The following is a 16433-nucleotide window of genomic DNA, read 5'->3' on the forward strand; positions in this document are numbered from 1 at the left end:
CTATCACGTAGCTGCGCGACACCTGATAGTCGCTCTGGAACGTCACCGCCAGCCCGGCAACGGTCAGGGTCCGCTGCTCCCGTCTACGGTCACTCGCCGGCCGTCGGCTCGAGGCCGACGCGGTACGTCGTCAGGTTCTCGTAGCCGTCCTCGGTGACGACGACCAGGTCTTCGATACGAACGCCGCCGACTGCGGGATCGTAGATGCCGGGCTCGATCGAAATCACGTGGCCCGGCTGCAACTCGCCGCCGGCCGGTGAGACGCTTGGCTGTTCGTGGACGTCGAGGCCAACGCCGTGGCCGGTGCTGTGGATGAAGCCCGTCTCCGTGTTCGGATCGCTCCGCAGCGTCGCGTAGCCTGCGTCTTCGATCACATCGCAGGCCGCGCCGTGGACGGCAGCGCCGGTGACGCCAGCCTCGACGGCCTCGAGGGCAGCGTCGTAGGCCTCGCGGGTGACCTCGTAGCGCCGACGGGCCGCCGCGCCGGGATCGCCGCGGGCGAACGTGCGAGTCATGTCGGCGTGGTAGCCCGTCTCCTTGTCTCGGGGGAAGATATCGATCACGATCAGCTCGTCGGCTGCGAGCGGCCCGCTGCCCCGGTCGTGGGGATCCGCGGCGTCAGCCCCGCAGGCGACGATCGTCTCGTCCAACGAACAGCCGTGGCGCAACAGGGTGATTTCGATCTCCTCTGTGACGCGTTCGCTGGTGAGCGGGTCGCCGTCGTAGACGAGGATTCCGTCCTCGATGTCGGCGGTGGCGATCAGTTCCTCGGCGCGGGCCATCGCAGCCTCGTTGGCCCGCTGGCTCGCCCGGATCTGCTCGAGTTCCCAGTCGGTTTTCGTCGCGCGGATGTCAGTCACGATCCCCTCGGATTCGACCGTCATCGTAAGGCCGTGTTCGCGGAGGCCGTCGGCGGTTCCCGTCGGAAAACCCTGTGGCACGGCGATCGAGGCGACGTTGTGATCCGCGAGAAAGGCCGCGATCGTCTGAATCCGCCCCTCGTACTGGCCGTGCTCGGCCACTAGTTGCTGGTAGTCGTAGGCGGCCCGTCGCGTAACCGAGTCCGCGTTCGCCTCGGCGGTCGCGCGGCCGTACTCGAGTCCGGAGACGAGCAGAGAGACACCCTCCTGCGTGACGAGTGTCTGGTAGGGGTCCGGTGCAGTAAACCCCGAGACGTACCGCTGGTCGGAATCCGAGGCGTCGTCGTCGATCAGGTAGCCATCCAGCCCGTTAGCTGCGAGAAACTCCCGAAGTGCGGCGAGATCAGCATCGACGTTCATGACTGGACGTGTGCGAGCCGCGCACAAAACACCGAGGGTCACGGCCATCATCGACTGATCGAACCCACACACTTATCATTAGAGATGGTAATCTCCCGCGTATGAATCGTCGGCGGCTCCTCGCTGTGGGTGTCACGGCTGCACTTGCCGGCTGTGTGAGCTATCCGGGTGACGACGAGCCGTCCGGAACTGAGCCCCCCGAAAGCGAAACCCTCGTTCGCGACGCCATCGAGACGCGCCGCCACATGACCGACCTGCAGGCCCGTCGGACCATGACGGTCGAAACACCCGACGAGACCGTCGAGAGAATCGAGCAGATTGCACGCCAACCGCCGGCCAAACAGCGCATCGACGTCCTCGAGTCGAGCGATCCCGACGTCCCGGCCGGCGCTGTGACCGTGACCAACCGGGCCACGACGTGGGAGTACGACCCATCCGAGGACGTCGTCGATAAACAGTATCATCCGAACAAAGTCGACACCGATCGGACGCGACTCGTCCTCGAGAGCCTGCTCGAAGAGTCCCGGCTGGGCTACGACGGCGTCGAGACCGTCGACGGCCGCGAGGCACACGTCGTCGAGACGAAGCCGCCGGTCGAGGACATCGGCCCAGCGGTCGACCTCGTCGTCGGGGAGACGACCTTCGTCGTCCCACTCCGGGCGACCGGCGATCCCGACGCAATGGACGTCTCCCGGGAGGTCTGGATCGACGACGAGTACCGGTATCCGATCAGGGAGCGAAACACGGTCAGTATCGACGGCGAGGTCCGCCACAGGCTGACCGTCACGTACGAGGATCTCGTGATCGACAAAGGGCTCGAGCCGGGAACGTTCACGTACCAGCCACCGAACGACGCGACCGTCGTCACCGACGGGCGCAAGCCGTTGGGCGTCTTCGAGTCGCAAGCGGCTGCCGAAGCCGTCGCTCCGTATAATCTGCCGGAGCCAGCAGTCCCAGCGTCGTACACCCTCGATCGAGTCACCGTCGTCGAGAAGGCCGAGCGGTTCGGGACGACGACGACGTTGTGGTACAACGATCCGAACGTGGTCGCACGCGAACTCTACGTGGCCGTCCGGGAAGTCCAGCGGTTCAGCCCCGACGTCCTCGAGGCGATCGAGATCGATGGCCACACGGCCTACCGTCGCGATGGGGGGATTCAAAGCGTGTTCTGGACCTGTGATGACGTGAGCTACGAGGTCTCGAGTCTCACCGACGACGCGCCGCTGCTCGAGATCGCGTCGTCGATCGGCTGTCCCTGATGGTGCGCCGGGACTGGCCCGCAGTAATATGTGACCGAAGGGACAACTAGTCGTGGGATGGAGAAGACGAACGAAGCGACCGTCGACTGGAAAACGTACGACCCCGACGAGACGACGTTTCGTCGGAAGGAACTCTCGAGCGCCGTCGATGCAGCCGACCTCGGGTGTAGCCTGTATGAACTCTCGCCGGGAATGTGCTCGTGGCCCTATCACTACCACACGGCCAACGAGGAGGCGCTCTACGTGCTGGCGGGCAAGGGCAAACTCAAGGCCGAAACGGGCCTCGTAGAGCTGACGGCCGGCGATTACGTCACGCTCCCGGCGAACGAAAGTGGCGGGCACCGAGTTCTCAACGACAGCGAGGAGCCACTTCGATATCTCGCGATTTCGACGATGAACGAGCCGGACGTCACTGTCTATCCGGAAATGGACAAGTTCGGCGTCTTCGTCGGCTCACCGCCGGGCGGCCGCGGAGAACGGACGCTCGAGGGCTACTACCACATCGACGACGAGACCGAGTACTGGGAGGAGTGACGATAGTGTCGGCTCCTGAAAATTTATATCCCATACATGATTCTCTACCAATATGAGAAAAGTGAACAAATCCGATGCGCCGGCACTCACTCGCAACGACGGGCTGGTTTCTCACATCCTCCACTCACAGCACGAGGTCTCGGAGACTGACCTGACGATTACCTGGGTCGATGTCGAACCGGGGGCACGGCAAGTGAGACACGAACACGACCCGGAACAGGTCTACGTCATCCTCTCCGGCACTGGCATTATGACCGTCGGCGACGACGAGCGCACAGTTGCGGCCGGCGATCTCGTGCATATTCCGTCAAACACCGAACACAGCCTCGAGAACACCGGTGACCGACCGCTCGAGTACGTCTCCGCCGCAACGCCGTCGTTTCCGGCAGCCGAAGTCGATGAGTTCTACGAACAGTAGCCGATCGGAATCGTGAGACGCCGATAGGCTTTTTCCGTGGCCCTGCGAAACAGTCGCACAATGGACAACGTTACGAGCCGGGTGATGGTTCGATGACAGGTGTTCGCGAGTGGATTCAAACGGCCCGCGAAGAGCGATGGGGAATGTTAACGGATCTGGTCTTTGCAATCCTCTGGGTGACGGGGGTCGATCTCATCGTCCGTCTCCTCGATGGGCCAGACTGGGCCCGCTATATGTTCATGGCCGCAGGGATCGTCGCGTACTTCGGGCTCGTCTGGAGTTTCGAAGCCGCGAAACAAACACAGTAGTGACCGCTGTCGGTTGCAGTCGGGAGCGACACCAGACGAGGTTTTGTCAGCGAGTCGTGCCGCCAAAGACGGTTTTCCGATCGGCTATCGTAGCCACTGAACGTCACTGCACACCGGCCGCACGATAGGAGTGCGGTTCGGAGCGAGAACCGCGGACGATGCGATCGGTGTGTAACGCGATTCAGTCGTTCCGATAACAGTCGTTGGTAATACGGTTTTGTTATTCAGCGCAGCTCGTGAAACCCGCGTTCAGTACAGGATGAGGAGTTACCGAGGTCACCAATAAGCTACCAAGTGTCTGGCAGAAACGTACTGCGAGACTCAGAGAGTTCTACCAACAAAATTAATTGAATTTGATAATTAAAAGAGTATGTTTGATAGGAATCCGCCACCAGATGAATCATTGTAGTCTTCCACGTCCCCGCGGATTTTCGGATGAGTTTCAAGATATTCATCTATCAACCAAACTGAACCTGTTTTTTGATATATGAACAGGCCTGGTAAATCATAAGTTTCCATGGCTTTCTTTGCTTCACCAAGTGCTTCTACTTGATTCTGTGGATTACGTTTGTCGCGCCAGTTTTCCGTGGTATTAACATCATCTGCCCTAATAGAAACCTCATACGGAAGATCATCGAAAGCACGATTTGAGTGCCGACTCCGAACTACGACACCGTTCTCCCATACCGAATCGAACATCTCTTGGCACTCATCACAATACTCGTAATCAAGATGTCTATTGTGTTTAGGTGGGTTTGCATCCTCCGTCCCGCATCTCGCACATTTTCCCATATTGCCTTTCTCAAATGAATAACTGATAAACCTGTGCTCTGACCAGACTCATTCGTTCTCGCCAAATCTGAGCGATTGGCCGTTGAAGATATGCGTTCTGTATCCTGCACGACCTTATAAACATCATCTACAACTGGAAAGAATTTCAGCGATCAGTTCGCACGTGCAGTGACCGGATTTGTCGGCTTGGTTTCGGACGTAATTCTGGATACAGAAGCCGCGCTACTATCTACTGATAAGCAAAAGCCGTCGCAACTGAGTGCCGAGGGTAGCCGAGTCAGACGACTGGACAGCACAGGTTCTCCATCGGCAGTAACCAGACTTCCAGCCGCGCAGTTCGATCGGGTCCGAATTAACAGCTACAAATTATTTCAGTCGAAAATAGACGTATTGCGGTCGAATAAAACCGTGAAAAACGCTGCGTCTATGCCGAGTCGCGGCTATCGACGACCATCACTGGTGCCGTCACGCTACGAAGCGTTCGTTCGGCGACGCTGCCGAGCAACGCACGCTTGATGCCTGAACGGCCGTGCGATCCCATGACGACGAGGTCGATGTCGTTGTCCTCGACGTAGTCCTCGATCAGCGAGTGAGGTTTGCCCGCTGAGACGTGCTCGACGGTCTCGAGGCCGTGTTCGGCGGCGCGGTCGGCGACGAAGCCGGTGGCGCTGTCGGCACGGTCTTTGATCTCGGTCATCTCGCCGAAGTGACCCTGTTCGATACGATCGAGCTGTTCAGCCCCGAGACTGAGACTCATCGAGTCGGTATCGACCACGTACAGGGCGTGTACTTCGGCCCGATACTTTTCAGCGAGGTCGACCGCGTGCTCGACTGCCGCTTCGGACGTTTCGCTGCCGTCTGTCGGAACGAGTATTTTCTCGTACATTGTCTTAGTCGTCAAGGGGTTCGCCGCCGTCGGTCACGACGTCTTCTGCAGACTGCTGCTGGCCCATTGGTTCGGGGCTGTGACACTGTCGGACCATCTTCTTGGTCTCGAGCGACGGTTCGTCGGTCATCACGGAGACGATGATGGTGACGGCGAAGACGACCGGAACGCCGATGAGCGCCGAGCCGATCGCCGGCAGCCACTGTGCGAGTGCGGCCACGTACGGCTCACCGTTGCTGATGTACGTGGGCAAGACTTCGTTGATCATCGGGATGAACCAGATGGTCAAGCCAGTGAGCATCCCGGCGAGTGCGCCCTGACGGTTCGTGTTCTCCCACCAGAGACCGAGGAAGAACATCGGGAACAGCACCGTGCCGGCCAGCGAGAACGCGTAGGACACCAGTGCACCGATCGGTGCTGCGGGGTCGAGTGCAGCCAGCGTGGTCAGGACGCCCAGGGCGACGATGCCCAGCCGACCGACGAGGATCTGCTGGCGCTGCGTCGCGTCCTCATTGATGAGGTTCACGTAGATGTCGTGGGAGACCGCCGAGGAGCCGGTGATGAACAATCCGGCAGTCGTCGCGATCGCGGCGGCGATCCCGCCAGCAGCCACGAAGCCGACGAACCACTGTGGAAGGTTCGCGAACTGTGCGGCGACCACGACGAGAACGTCGGCAGTTGCTGCGGACATGCCACCCTCTGCGGCGTACGTCGTCGCAGTGTTGGGGTTCACGTCGAACAGCCGCACACCGAAGGCCGTGTACGCCGGCGCACCGAGGTACAGCAGGAGGATGAAGAACAGCCCGGTCACGGTCGACCAGCGGGCAGTTCGTTCGTTTTCAACCGTGTAGAAGCGGACCAGGACGTGTGGGAGTCCGCAGGTCCCGACGACCAGCGAGAAACACGTCGCGATCCAGAGGTACGGGCTGGCGGTTGCGAACGGTTCGCTGAACTCGGTGCCGAGTTCACTGATCAGCATCCCGTATTCGATCTGCGGGAGCACCGTTGAGTAGCCCTGCGTCCAGCCGACCACGTACATGCCGGCCAGGAAGGCACCGATAAGGATGACGTACTGGACGGCCATGTTCTTGGTCGCACCCATCATGCCCGAGAGGGTGAGGTAGAGGACCGTAATGGTCATCATGACGATGACCATCGCCTGGTAGCCGCTGAGCCCGGCGAAGCCGATGTCGCCGAAGATGTACAGGCCGACAAGGGCCATCCCGCGGGCCTGCCCGATCGCGTAGACGAACGCGATGAGGAACGCCGTGATTGCTGCGATGCCACGTGCGGTGTCAGAGTTGAATCGGTCGCCGACGAAGTCCGGTGCGGTGTACTTCCCGAACCGGCGCATCTGTGCGGCCATGAAGATGAGCAGGATGAAGTATCCCGTCGTCCAGCCGACGACGAAGGCAAGTCCGTAAAAGCCCGAGAGGGCGATCAGTGCCGCCATCCCGAGGTAGGATGCGGCCGACATCCAGTTGGCCCCGATCGCCATCCCGTTCTCGATGTTCCCGATCGACCGGCCCGCGACCCACATGTCCTCCGTGTCGGCCACGCGGAACACGAAGCCGATCAGGAGGAAGATCGCAAGCATCCCCAAAACGAGGACAGCCGGTGCAAGTTTGAACGAGACGTCCATTCCCTGCGGTAGCAGGCCCGACTGCAGGAGGGTTCCCGTGCCCGTCATTGGTCGACACCTCCGTCAGTGGCCGCGGCGTCTTCGGCGCTGCCGGCCGTTCCCGTCGGCTCCGAGTGGTCGATGCCGTACTTCGCGTCCAGCTGATCGCGCTTGCGGGCGTACCACGCCGAGAGGACCAGCGCACCGGATGGGGCACAGAAGGCCACCAGGAAGTAGTGCAGTGGGAACTCGATGACCGGAATCGGCGAGGTCATCACGCCCGGTGCCACGATCGTTGCGAACACAGGGCCGAACACGAGAACCAACCAGGCGATAAAGCCGGTCCAGATCACACGCAGGTGATCGCGCATGAACGGCGTACTCGGGTTCAGCAGGTTGATCTCCGCACTGAGGTAGTCGGTATTTCGGTGGGACTGGCCTGGTTGTCCGGCCACCCCCCCGTCCGTTTCGATCTGTTTGTCAGTCGAATTGTGGCTGTTATTATCTGGCATATTGTGACGAATCGTGTTATTGACTTGTTTGTTATCTTAAAAAGATATGGGTTGGTTAGTCGGTCGAGACCTGCTCCGCGATGTCGTCGACGACATCCGGGTTACGCAGCGTCGAGGTGTTCCCGAGCTCGTTGCCACTCGCGATGTCCTCGAGCAGGCGGCGCATGATCTTGCCCGAGCGCGTCTTGGGCAGCTCGTGTGTAAAGACGATTTCCTCTGGCTTGGCGATCGGACCGATGGAGTCGAGGATTGCCTCGGCGGCGCGCCCCTCGAGTTCCTCGCCACCCTCGTAGCCGTCTTCGGGGATGGCGTAGACGTAGACGGCCTCGCCTTTGACCTCGTGGTCGCCACCGACGACGGCGGCTTCGGCGACGCCTTCGACGCCGACGACAGCCGACTCGATCTCCATCGTGCCCAGCCGGTGACCGGAGACGTTGATCACGTCGTCGACCCGGCCGAGGATGGTGATGTAATCGTCCTCGTCGATCTTCGCGCCGTCTTCGGGGAAGTAGACCCACTCGTCGGCTTCCTCGTCGGAGTACTCATCCCAGTATTCCTGGATGAACCGCTCGTCGTTGTCGTAGAGGGTCCGGAGCATGCCGGGCCACGGGTTGTTGACCGTGACGTAGCCGGCCTGCCCGGCGTCGACTTCCTCGCCGTTGGCGTCGACGACCTGTGCGTCGATGCCCGGCAGCGGCGGCCCGGCGGAGCCGGGTTTCATCTCACAGACACCGGGCAGCGTCGTGATCATCATGCCGCCGGTTTCGGTCTGCCACCACGTGTCGACGATCGGGCACTCCTCGTTACCGATGTGCTTGTAGTACCACTTCCACGCGCGTGGGTTGATCGGCTCCCCGACGGTCCCGAGCAGGCGCAGGCTCGAGAGGTCGTGTTGGGCGGGGTACTCCTCGCCCCACTTCATGAACGCGCGGATCGCGGTCGGTGCGGTGTAGAAGATGTCGACCTCGTTTTTCTCGACGATCTCCCACATGCGGTCCTTGTCGGGGTAGTCCGGCGTGCCCTCGTACATGACGCTGGTGGTACCCAGTGCGAGTGGCCCGTAGACGATGTAGGAGTGGCCCGTGATCCAGCCGATGTCGGCCGAACACCAGTAGGTGTCGTCGGCCTCGATGTCGAGGACGGCGTGGCTCGTCCAGGCACTATAGGCGAGATAGCCGCCGGTGGTGTGTTTGACACCCTTCGGCTGGCCGGTCGTGCCCGAGGTGTACATCAGGAACAGCATGTCCTCGGAATCGCGTGCGACCGGCTCGACCGTCGACCCCTCGTACTCGGCGACGAGGTCGTCGTAGTCGTGCTGGTTGTCCGCGAGCTCGTGGTCGAGATCGTCGCCCAGTCGGTCGACGACAACGACGTCGGAGACCTCGTGTTCGACACCCTCGAGGCCCTCGTTGGTCTTCGAGATGTGATCGAGCGCGTCCCCGCGGCGGTAGTAGCCGTCGCAGGTGATGAGGTATTCGCTGTCGGCCGAGTTCATCCGGGTTGCGAGTGCGTCCGCCGAGAAGCCGGCGAAGACAACGCTGTGGGGAGCGCCGATGCGGGCACACGCCAGCATCGCGATCGGCAGCTCCGGAATCATCGGCATGTACAGCGTGACGATGTCGTCCTCTTCGACGCCGAGGCCGCGCAGCATCGCGGCGGTGTCTTCGACTTCGTCCAGCAGTTCCTCGTAGGTGTAGGTGCGCGTCTCGCCGAGTTCGCCTTCCCACTCGATCGCGACGTTGTCGCCGGCACCGTCCTCTACGTGCCGGTCGAGACAGTTGTACGAGGCGTTGAGTTCGCCGTTGGTAAACCACTCGTAGAACGGCGCGTCGCCGTCGTCGAGGACAGCGTCGTACTCTTCGTCCCACGAGAGGAGATCGGCCGCACGCTCCCAGCAGCCCGGCCAATTCTCCTCAAACTCCTCGTAGATCCCAGGGTCAGTGATATTTGCCTGCTCGACGAACGACTTGGGCGGCTCGAACGTGTCCTGCTCCGCGAGTCGTGCCTCGAGATCGGCATTGTCCTGTGACATGGTACACCCAGTCAATTATCGACTACCATAGTAAAGGCGGCCTCTAGTTGTGCAAAATCGACCCGATACACGCGGGGTGACATAGGGAATATTGACTATATTAGGGGGTGATAGGCAGCCCTCACACGCGAAAAACGGGGTGAAATCGGTGGTGCGACGAGTCACTCGATGTCAAGCTGGCATCTCGTGCGTGCCAGTCGGTACCATATCGAGCGTCAGTGATACCGAATCGAACGACGGATCTAGAGACTTAGTCTCAAATCGAACAGTACGCGCCAACGCCTCCCACCACAGTCGCGCGATCCCGAACTGCCGGCAGTGTCTCGTGAACGGACGGTCTAACCGTCTGGATCGTCCAAGAACGTTCGAAGCAACTCGTGTTGGCCCTTTCGCAGGTGATTGTGCAGCGTGGGTGAGGAGACACCCATCGCGTCCGCGACCTCCTCGGCCGTGCTCTCTCTGGGCCAGTCGTAGTAGCCGCCGAAATACGCCGCGCGAAGCGCCGCCTCCTGGCGGTCCGTCAGGCGATCTTCGAGTCCTTCCCGGAACTCGCGGGCAGTCTGGACGGTTCGTTCGGTCTCGCGTTTCCCGACCAGTTCTGAGTCCGGAAACACGGATCGAAGGCCGTCGAGGATCGTCCGAATATCCGCATCGACTGCACAGTCGCCGGTGATCGTCCCCGTCCCGTCCTCGAAGACCGCCTCGCGGACGGTGACGCCGTACTCCGTCAGCGTGACGATCGGACAGGAGCCGTCGATAACGAACTCGACACGCCAGCCGTCCTCGTCGGTTTCGACCAGCCGACAGTCATCGATACCGGGGTCGTCCTCGGCGAGTTCGAAGACATCAGCCGGTGACGCCCCCTCGAGACGGACGTAGTAGAGCTGGGTCGACTCGTCGATCGGGACCAGCGAGTCGAGTTCAAAGCGACAGTCGAGCCGTTGTGATGCGTCGACGAAGAACGACCGTTCGTCGCGACAGACGACCTCGAGTTCCGTCACGCGGTCGGACAACAGGAGGTTTCGCCGGCGGATAGCGGCGATCGCGTAGCCGACGTGCCGGCCGATCGTCGAGAGCCAGGCCCGCTCGTCGTCGCCGAACGCCCCCGGGCGCTCGGTCGCGACCGAGAGGAGCCCGTAGACGGTATCGCCGTAGGCAAGCGGGACTCGCGCGACGGCCCCCTCGAACGTGTCGTCCTCGAGCGATGCCGTCACGTCGGTTGCGACGAGGACCGTCCGGTCCCCGGCCTGGGCCGCCGTCGCCGAATCCGCGCCGTCGGGACCGGTGGCTGGCTCGTTGTCCCATTCCTCAGGGAGGACGCGCTCGACTGCGTCAGGCTCGAGTCCGCTGGATGCACGCCACTCCCGACGGTGGTCCGACATCGTCGCGCGGTCGATCCACGCGAACTCGTAGGCCGTGCCGTCGGTGAGGGCGGTACAGGTCGACGTTTCGATCTCTTCGTGATCTGTTGAATCTAGTAACGCGTGCGTGACGTCTCGATGACGGCGCGCGACCGCGTACAGTCGATCGAGTTCGTCTCGCTTTTCGCGAGCGGTCGCGAGGTCCTCGTGGGCGACCGTGACATCGCGGACGAAGACGGCAAACCCCCGGTGACGGCCCTGATCGTCCCGCAGCGGCGAGATGACCTCGGTCGCGCGAAACTGTGAGCCGTCCTTGTGGATGCGCCACCCCTCGGTCTCGGTGCCGGACTCCTCGATGGCCGTCGACAGCGCTCGTTCGGGCGCGCCGTCCTCGACGGCGGCGTCGGGATAGAACGTCGAGACGTGCGTGCCGACGATCTCACCGGCTCGGTACCCAAACATGGCCGCTGCGCTCCGATTCCAGCGCTCGACGTAGCCATCCGAATCGAGCCGAAGCAACGCGTACCGATCGCTTGCCGCCAGTAAAAGGCGAATGACGCTGTCGTCGCCGATCACTGGCCCCGACTGGCCGCCGGATCGGTCGTGTCCGGGGCCCGACGGCCGCTCGACGGCGTCGAAGGCGTCGACGATTTCGGTGTCGGTCGGCTCGGGTAAATAGGACTCGAGGGCCTCGAAACTGCGCCAGCCGCCCGCTGTCTTGACGACGCGGGGATTGACGTCGTGTTCGACCAAGGCAGTGTGGGCGAAGTACTGTCGGAGATCGCTCGTCGAGAGGTCGGCGAGGCCAGGGTCGTTAAACAGCTCGCTTGCTCGCTCGGCGACATCGGAGACCAGCATCTGGAGCCGGCGAGGCGTCACCGAGAAAATCCGGTCATCGGTCGAGAGCCCGTTACTCCGTGCGTATCGCCGGAGTTCGCGTTCGACACGCGTCGGCAGATACGCGGTTCGATCCCGTCCACCGTCCTCGGTCGGAACCCGGACGAGATACCGTGGTGGATCGATCCGTACCTGCTCGATGTCGTCGATCGTGAGCCGCGTGAGCTCCGCCGGCCGAAGGCCGACGTCGGCACAGAGGCGGATCACCAGCGCCTCGCGGTAGGTCTCGGCAGCGTCGAGAAGCGACTCGTACTCCTGGCTCCTGAGTATCGCTCCCATCCCCTGCTCGAGGCTCATAGTTCGGTCCTTTTGGTTTCGCGAACATAATTGTATCGCCTCTTCCCGGCGCTCGTGAGGAGTAATCGAGATCAGTCAGAAATCACGACCCGGATTGATTTCGGACTATCTGAGTTTACGAAACGTTACTGGCGGGAATGGCTGCCGTCCCCGACCTCGGCCTGAATCTCACCGACGATCTCGGGATTCCGGAGTGCGCTCGTGTCCCCGAGCTCCTCGCCGTTGGCGACGTCCTCGAGCAGGCGGCGCATGATCTTGCCCGAGCGGGTCTTGGGCAGTTCCGGCGTGAAGATCACCTCGGCGGGGCGAGCGATCGGGCCGATCGCTGCCTCGATGCTCTCGAGGATGGCAGCACGGATGCTCGCATCCGGCTCGCGTTCGCGTTCGGTGCTGACATAGGCGTAGATCTCGGTGTTGCCGGTCTCGTTCGAGCGACCGACGACGGCGGCCTCGGCGACGCCATCGACGTCGGCGATCGCGCCCTCGATCTCCATCGTGCCGAGCCGATGGCCGGAGACGTTGATGACGTCGTCGACGCGGCCGAGGACAGTGATGTAGCCGTCCTCGTCGACCCGGGCCGTGTCGCCGCTGAAGTAGCGCCACTCGTCGGCATCGGGATCGGAAAAGCGCTGCCAGTACTCGGTGACGAACCGCTCGTCGCCGTCATACAGTGTCCGGGCCATCCCCGGCCACGGACGAGCGATCGTGAGATAGCCGGTTTCGCCGGGTTCAACCGCCTCTCCCTGGGAGTCGATCACGCGAGCGTCGAGGCCTGGCAGCGGCGGGCCGGCCGAGCCGGGTTTCATCTCGTCGACGCCCGGCAGCGTCGAGATCGCCACTGCGCCGGTCTCGGTCTGCCACCACGTATCGACGACGGGACAATCGCCGCCGCCGATATGCTCGCGGTACCAGTTCCAGGGACGGGGACTGATCGGCTCGCCAACAGTACCGAGCAACCGCAGCGAGGAGAGATCGTGTCGGCCAGGATAATCAGAGCCCCATTTCATGAACGCGCGGACCGCCGTCGGCGCGGTGTAGAAGACGTCGACGGCGTTGCGATCGACGATCTCCCAGAGTCGATCCCGGTCGGGATAGTCGGGCGTCCCTTCGTACATGACTGTCGTCGTCCCGAGCGCAAGCGGCCCGTAGACGATGTAAGAGTGGCCCGTAATCCAGCCGATGTCGGCCGCACACCAGTAGGTGTCCTCGGGTTTGATATCGAGGACCGCATGGCTCGTCCACGCGACGTGGGCGAGATAGCCGCCCGTCGAGTGAACGACGCCTTTCGGCTGGCCAGTCGTTCCCGAGGTATACATCAGAAACAGCATATCTTCGGCGTTGCGTGACACCGGCTCGACCGTCTCGCCTGCGAACTCGTCACACAGCTCGTGGTAGTCCCACTCGTCGTCGCCGAGAACGTGTGGCATATCCTCGCCGAGCCGATCGACGACGACCGTCCGGACGTCCTGCTCGAGGCCGATACGGGCGTTATCGGCTTTGCTCTTCTGGTTGAAGGCATCACCACGCCGGTAGTAGCCGTCGCAGGTGATCAGAAACTCGCTGTTTGCGGCGTCCATCCGCGTCGCGAGCGCGTCCGCAGAGAGGCCGGCGAAGACGACACTGTGAGGTGCACCGATCCGGGCACACGCCAGCATCGCGATCGGCAGTTCGGGGATCATCGGCAGATAGATCGTCACGACGTCGTCCTCTTCGACACCCAGCTCGCGCAGTGCTGCTGCGAACTCGTTAACTTCGACGTAGAGGTCCCGATAGGTGTAGGTCCGGCGCTCGCCTTGCTTGCCCTCCCAGCGGATCGCGGCGTGATTTTTCCGACCCGACTCGAGATGACGGTCCAGACAGTTGTAGGCGGCGTTCAGTCGGCCATCGGAAAACCAGCGGTAGAAGGGGGCGTCGTCGTCCTCGAGGACGGTGTCGTAGGGGTCGTCCCACGAGAGGAGGTCGGCCGCACGCGTCCAGCAGTCCGGCCAGTTCGTCTCGAAGCGCTCGTGAATCGCCGGATCCGAGACGTTCGCCTGCTCGACGAACGAGTCGGGAGGACTGAGGGTGGAGCCTGACGGTGTCGAGGTCTCGTGGCTCCGCCCGTTTCGTTCGACCATGTATCGTTCGAAACGTGGTCGGTCAGAGGAATAAACGTTCCTCTGGACCACCGCGCAGTGAGACGCGCCGGTGCAATCACTGAAACGGTCGGTTAAATCGTGTCCGGCCCACGGCAGGGCGACCAAGTGCCGTTGGGCTCAGAATCCGCTCTGGGTGGAATCGATATCCGAGCGGTCCGCTGAATCGCCCTCGTCGCCGGGTTCGCGGACGACGTAGACGTCGTACCGCTGGTCGTTTGCGACCGGACTGCCGACGCTCGACTGGGGAGCGATGACCGAGCCCGCGTTCTCGGAACCGATGAAGACGACCGACGCCTCGAGGTCGCCGGCGACCCGTCGGATCTCGCGGACGACGTTCGTCGTCGATGTTGCGGTCGGCTCGTCGGAACTGACTCGCTCGGAGCGGACGGTCGCTTCCGGTGCGACCTCTTTGGCGCGGGTCTGCATACCTGCGGCAATCGCCTCCGGATCGAACGGTTCGCCCTGCGTGATCCAGCCGCGATCCCGTGCGTACTCCTCGTCGTCCGGAATGACCGTCAGAACGACGACTTCTTCGTCGAGGAGATCACCGAACGTGGAGGCGCGCTCGAGTGCGTTCATGGCCAACTCCGACCCGTCGAAGGGAACGAGCAATGACATAGGGGTATGTCATACGACAGCGGACGTAAATGTTCTCCCTCCAGCAAACGGGGACTCGGTTTCGAGTACTGTCTGACACTCATACGGATTCTGTCACTATGTCCCAGCGCACCTACAGCCCGTCATGCGGGTGTGTCGGAACTGACGTCCAGTCGTCCGTATCACTGGTCCCGGACATCGTCGTCACCGACGACCAGTACCGTCCGATCGGCGACCCTGACGACCCTATCGATGGTGCTGCCGAGCAGTGCCCCCTTGAGCGACGAGCGACCCCGGGCACCGACGACGATCACGTCGATGTCGTTCTCGCTTGCGTACGCGAGAATCTCTTCGTGGGGGACGCCGGTCCGAACCACCGTCTCGACGGCCACGTCGGCGTCAGCCGCTTTCGATTCGACCGTCTCGAGCCAGTCTGTGGCCCGCTTTCGAAGGTGTTGCAGGGCCTCGTCGGGATCGACGATCCCCGTGTCGTAGTCGGTCCGGTCGTCGGCGACGGCGATACCGTACAGTGGCGAGTCGAACTGCGCTGCGAGCGCGAGCGCGTAGTCGACCGCAGTCGTCGCCGTCTCGCTGCCGTCAGTTGCGACCAGAATCGAATCGTACATACGTGGTAATAGGTGCCCCCGCGAGAAAGGGCTGTGGCTCCGACCGGGTATCACACGACTGCTCGAGGCGATATCGAACCCAACGGTCCCGACAGTCCGATCAGTTTGCGTCGGTCGAAACGGCGTCCAACTCGTCCCGTGCGATCCCCCGCGCCGCCGTTGCCTTCACCGAGGCGACGATCGATCGGCCGGGCTCGAGCCCTAACGTCTCGACGCTCTGGCGGGTGACAAGCGCCACGAGTTCTGGTGGGTCGGCCCCATCGCCGTTTGTGTCACGCTCGAGTTCAATTCCCACCCGCACGACGGCATCACCGGTATCGAGCCACGTGATGGTACCCGAAAACCGGTTGCGGACGCTGGTTCCCTCGGCCCGTGGCACCTCACTGGGTGCATGCAGACTGACCGCATCGGAACGGATCGTCACGGCCACGCGTGCGGCGTCGGCCGGGGCGACCGCCAGTACCGCACCGACGGACGTCTCGACGGTCGCGAGTTCGCCGTCGCGGTCGACCACCGATCCCGACAAGACCGTCTCGTCGACGCGCGCGACGCCCTCGTAGGCCGCGACCAGCCGATCGAACCGCACCAGCAGCTCTCGTGCCGTCTCCGTCAGGGAACTCCCACCACCGTCGGCACCCCCGCGAGTCCGCTCGACCAGCGGGCCGATCGACTCCTCGAGCGCCACCACCCGCTGCTGGAGGCGCGGATAGGATCGCTCGAGGGTGTCTGCCGCACCCGACAGCGAGCCACAATCGTCGATCGCGCGCAACATCTCGATGTCGCTTCGATCGACGGTCACGTCGTCGATCCGTAGGTAGGGGTCGAACGCTTTTTCCATGATCTCAGTCGGCGGCGCTCCGCTCACGGAGGTGTTC

The 16433-nt window shown here is 62.5% G+C and carries 15 protein-coding genes; 4 read left to right on the plus strand and 11 right to left on the minus strand.

Features of this window, described 5'->3' with window-relative positions:
* Nucleotides 1-89 precede the first annotated feature (89 nt).
* Nucleotides 90-1280 (minus strand): M24 family metallopeptidase, encoded by a 1191-nt coding sequence (locus tag BDK88_RS13145; RefSeq protein WP_130500814.1) that lies wholly within the window; start codon nt 1278-1280, stop codon nt 90-92.
* Nucleotides 1281-1381: 101 nt separating this feature from the next.
* Between BDK88_RS13145 and BDK88_RS13150 the strand changes: the two genes are divergently transcribed.
* The 4 genes from BDK88_RS13150 to BDK88_RS13165 all read left to right on the plus strand — a co-directional run bounded on the left by BDK88_RS13150 (nt 1382) and on the right by BDK88_RS13165 (nt 3799).
* Nucleotides 1382-2539, plus strand: coding sequence for a LolA family protein (locus BDK88_RS13150; protein ID WP_130500815.1), 1158 nt, complete (start codon nt 1382-1384; stop codon nt 2537-2539).
* A 57-nt stretch (nt 2540-2596) separates the two neighbouring features.
* Entirely contained in the window at nt 2597-3073 is a 477-nt protein-coding gene (locus BDK88_RS13155; protein ID WP_130500816.1) for a cupin domain-containing protein, read from the plus strand.
* Nucleotides 3074-3125: 52 nt separating this feature from the next.
* Complete coding sequence (locus tag BDK88_RS13160; protein WP_130500817.1) at nt 3126-3491, plus strand: cupin domain-containing protein; 366 nt, start codon at nt 3126-3128, stop codon at nt 3489-3491.
* Nucleotides 3492-3583: 92 nt separating this feature from the next.
* Nucleotides 3584-3799 (plus strand): hypothetical protein, encoded by a 216-nt coding sequence (locus BDK88_RS13165; RefSeq protein WP_130500818.1) that lies wholly within the window; start codon nt 3584-3586, stop codon nt 3797-3799.
* A gap of 360 nt (nt 3800-4159) precedes the next feature.
* On the opposite strand, the gene BDK88_RS13170 is transcribed toward BDK88_RS13165, so the two are convergent.
* The 10 genes from BDK88_RS13170 to BDK88_RS13215 all read right to left on the minus strand — a co-directional run bounded on the left by BDK88_RS13170 (nt 4160) and on the right by BDK88_RS13215 (nt 16396).
* Nucleotides 4160-4591 carry a hypothetical protein gene (locus BDK88_RS13170; RefSeq protein WP_130500819.1) on the minus strand — a complete coding sequence of 144 codons (432 nt, stop codon included), beginning with the start codon at nt 4589-4591 and terminating at the stop codon, nt 4160-4162.
* A 424-nt stretch (nt 4592-5015) separates the two neighbouring features.
* Complete coding sequence (locus BDK88_RS13175; RefSeq protein ID WP_130500820.1) at nt 5016-5477, minus strand: universal stress protein; 462 nt, start codon at nt 5475-5477, stop codon at nt 5016-5018.
* Between the two features lie 4 nt (nt 5478-5481).
* Complete coding sequence (locus BDK88_RS13180; protein WP_130500821.1) at nt 5482-7167, minus strand: sodium:solute symporter family transporter; 1686 nt, start codon at nt 7165-7167, stop codon at nt 5482-5484.
* The gene (locus BDK88_RS13185; RefSeq protein ID WP_130500822.1) at nt 7164-7610 is read right to left on the minus strand and encodes a DUF4212 domain-containing protein; all 447 of its coding nucleotides are present in this window, start codon (nt 7608-7610) and stop codon (nt 7164-7166) included. Before BDK88_RS13185 ends, BDK88_RS13180 begins: the two co-directional genes overlap by 4 nt.
* Before the next feature lie 55 nt (nt 7611-7665).
* Nucleotides 7666-9642, minus strand: a complete 1977-nt coding sequence (gene acs, locus BDK88_RS13190; protein ID WP_130500823.1) for an acetate--CoA ligase — start codon at nt 9640-9642, stop codon at nt 7666-7668.
* A gap of 338 nt (nt 9643-9980) precedes the next feature.
* Entirely contained in the window at nt 9981-12197 is a 2217-nt protein-coding gene (locus BDK88_RS13195) for a bacterio-opsin activator domain-containing protein (protein WP_130500824.1), read from the minus strand.
* A 125-nt stretch (nt 12198-12322) separates the two neighbouring features.
* Nucleotides 12323-14314: an acetate--CoA ligase gene (gene acs / locus BDK88_RS13200; protein ID WP_130500825.1), complete on the minus strand. Its 1992-nt coding sequence runs from the start codon at nt 14312-14314 to the stop codon at nt 12323-12325.
* A 138-nt stretch (nt 14315-14452) separates the two neighbouring features.
* The gene (locus tag BDK88_RS13205; protein WP_130500826.1) at nt 14453-14953 is read right to left on the minus strand and encodes a universal stress protein; all 501 of its coding nucleotides are present in this window, start codon (nt 14951-14953) and stop codon (nt 14453-14455) included.
* Nucleotides 14954-15114: 161 nt separating this feature from the next.
* Nucleotides 15115-15558: a universal stress protein gene (locus tag BDK88_RS13210; protein WP_130500827.1), complete on the minus strand. Its 444-nt coding sequence runs from the start codon at nt 15556-15558 to the stop codon at nt 15115-15117.
* A gap of 100 nt (nt 15559-15658) precedes the next feature.
* Nucleotides 15659-16396: a TOBE domain-containing protein gene (locus BDK88_RS13215; protein WP_130501051.1), complete on the minus strand. Its 738-nt coding sequence runs from the start codon at nt 16394-16396 to the stop codon at nt 15659-15661.
* Nucleotides 16397-16433: the final 37 nt, after the last annotated feature.

This window comes from Natrinema hispanicum (assembly GCF_004217335.1).
GTDB classification, from domain to species: Archaea; Halobacteriota; Halobacteria; order Halobacteriales; family Natrialbaceae; genus Natrinema; species Natrinema hispanicum.

Coding starts and splice junctions, on each gene's coding strand:
- BDK88_RS13145 (WP_130500814.1), bottom strand. CDS start 1,280: ATGAACGTCGATGCTGATCTCGCCGCACTTCGGGAGTTTCTCGCAGCT.
- BDK88_RS13150 (WP_130500815.1), top strand. CDS start 1,382: ATGAATCGTCGGCGGCTCCTCGCTGTGGGTGTCACGGCTGCACTTGCC.
- BDK88_RS13155 (WP_130500816.1), top strand. CDS start 2,597: ATGGAGAAGACGAACGAAGCGACCGTCGACTGGAAAACGTACGACCCC.
- BDK88_RS13160 (WP_130500817.1), top strand. CDS start 3,126: ATGAGAAAAGTGAACAAATCCGATGCGCCGGCACTCACTCGCAACGAC.
- BDK88_RS13165 (WP_130500818.1), top strand. CDS start 3,584: ATGACAGGTGTTCGCGAGTGGATTCAAACGGCCCGCGAAGAGCGATGG.
- BDK88_RS13170 (WP_130500819.1), bottom strand. CDS start 4,591: ATGGGAAAATGTGCGAGATGCGGGACGGAGGATGCAAACCCACCTAAA.
- BDK88_RS13175 (WP_130500820.1), bottom strand. CDS start 5,477: ATGTACGAGAAAATACTCGTTCCGACAGACGGCAGCGAAACGTCCGAA.
- BDK88_RS13180 (WP_130500821.1), bottom strand. CDS start 7,167: ATGACGGGCACGGGAACCCTCCTGCAGTCGGGCCTGCTACCGCAGGGA.
- BDK88_RS13185 (WP_130500822.1), bottom strand. CDS start 7,610: ATGCCAGATAATAACAGCCACAATTCGACTGACAAACAGATCGAAACG.
- acs (WP_130500823.1), bottom strand. CDS start 9,642: ATGTCACAGGACAATGCCGATCTCGAGGCACGACTCGCGGAGCAGGAC.
- BDK88_RS13195 (WP_130500824.1), bottom strand. CDS start 12,197: ATGAGCCTCGAGCAGGGGATGGGAGCGATACTCAGGAGCCAGGAGTAC.
- acs (WP_130500825.1), bottom strand. CDS start 14,314: ATGGTCGAACGAAACGGGCGGAGCCACGAGACCTCGACACCGTCAGGC.
- BDK88_RS13205 (WP_130500826.1), bottom strand. CDS start 14,953: ATGTCATTGCTCGTTCCCTTCGACGGGTCGGAGTTGGCCATGAACGCA.
- BDK88_RS13210 (WP_130500827.1), bottom strand. CDS start 15,558: ATGTACGATTCGATTCTGGTCGCAACTGACGGCAGCGAGACGGCGACG.
- BDK88_RS13215 (WP_130501051.1), bottom strand. CDS start 16,396: ATGGAAAAAGCGTTCGACCCCTACCTACGGATCGACGACGTGACCGTC.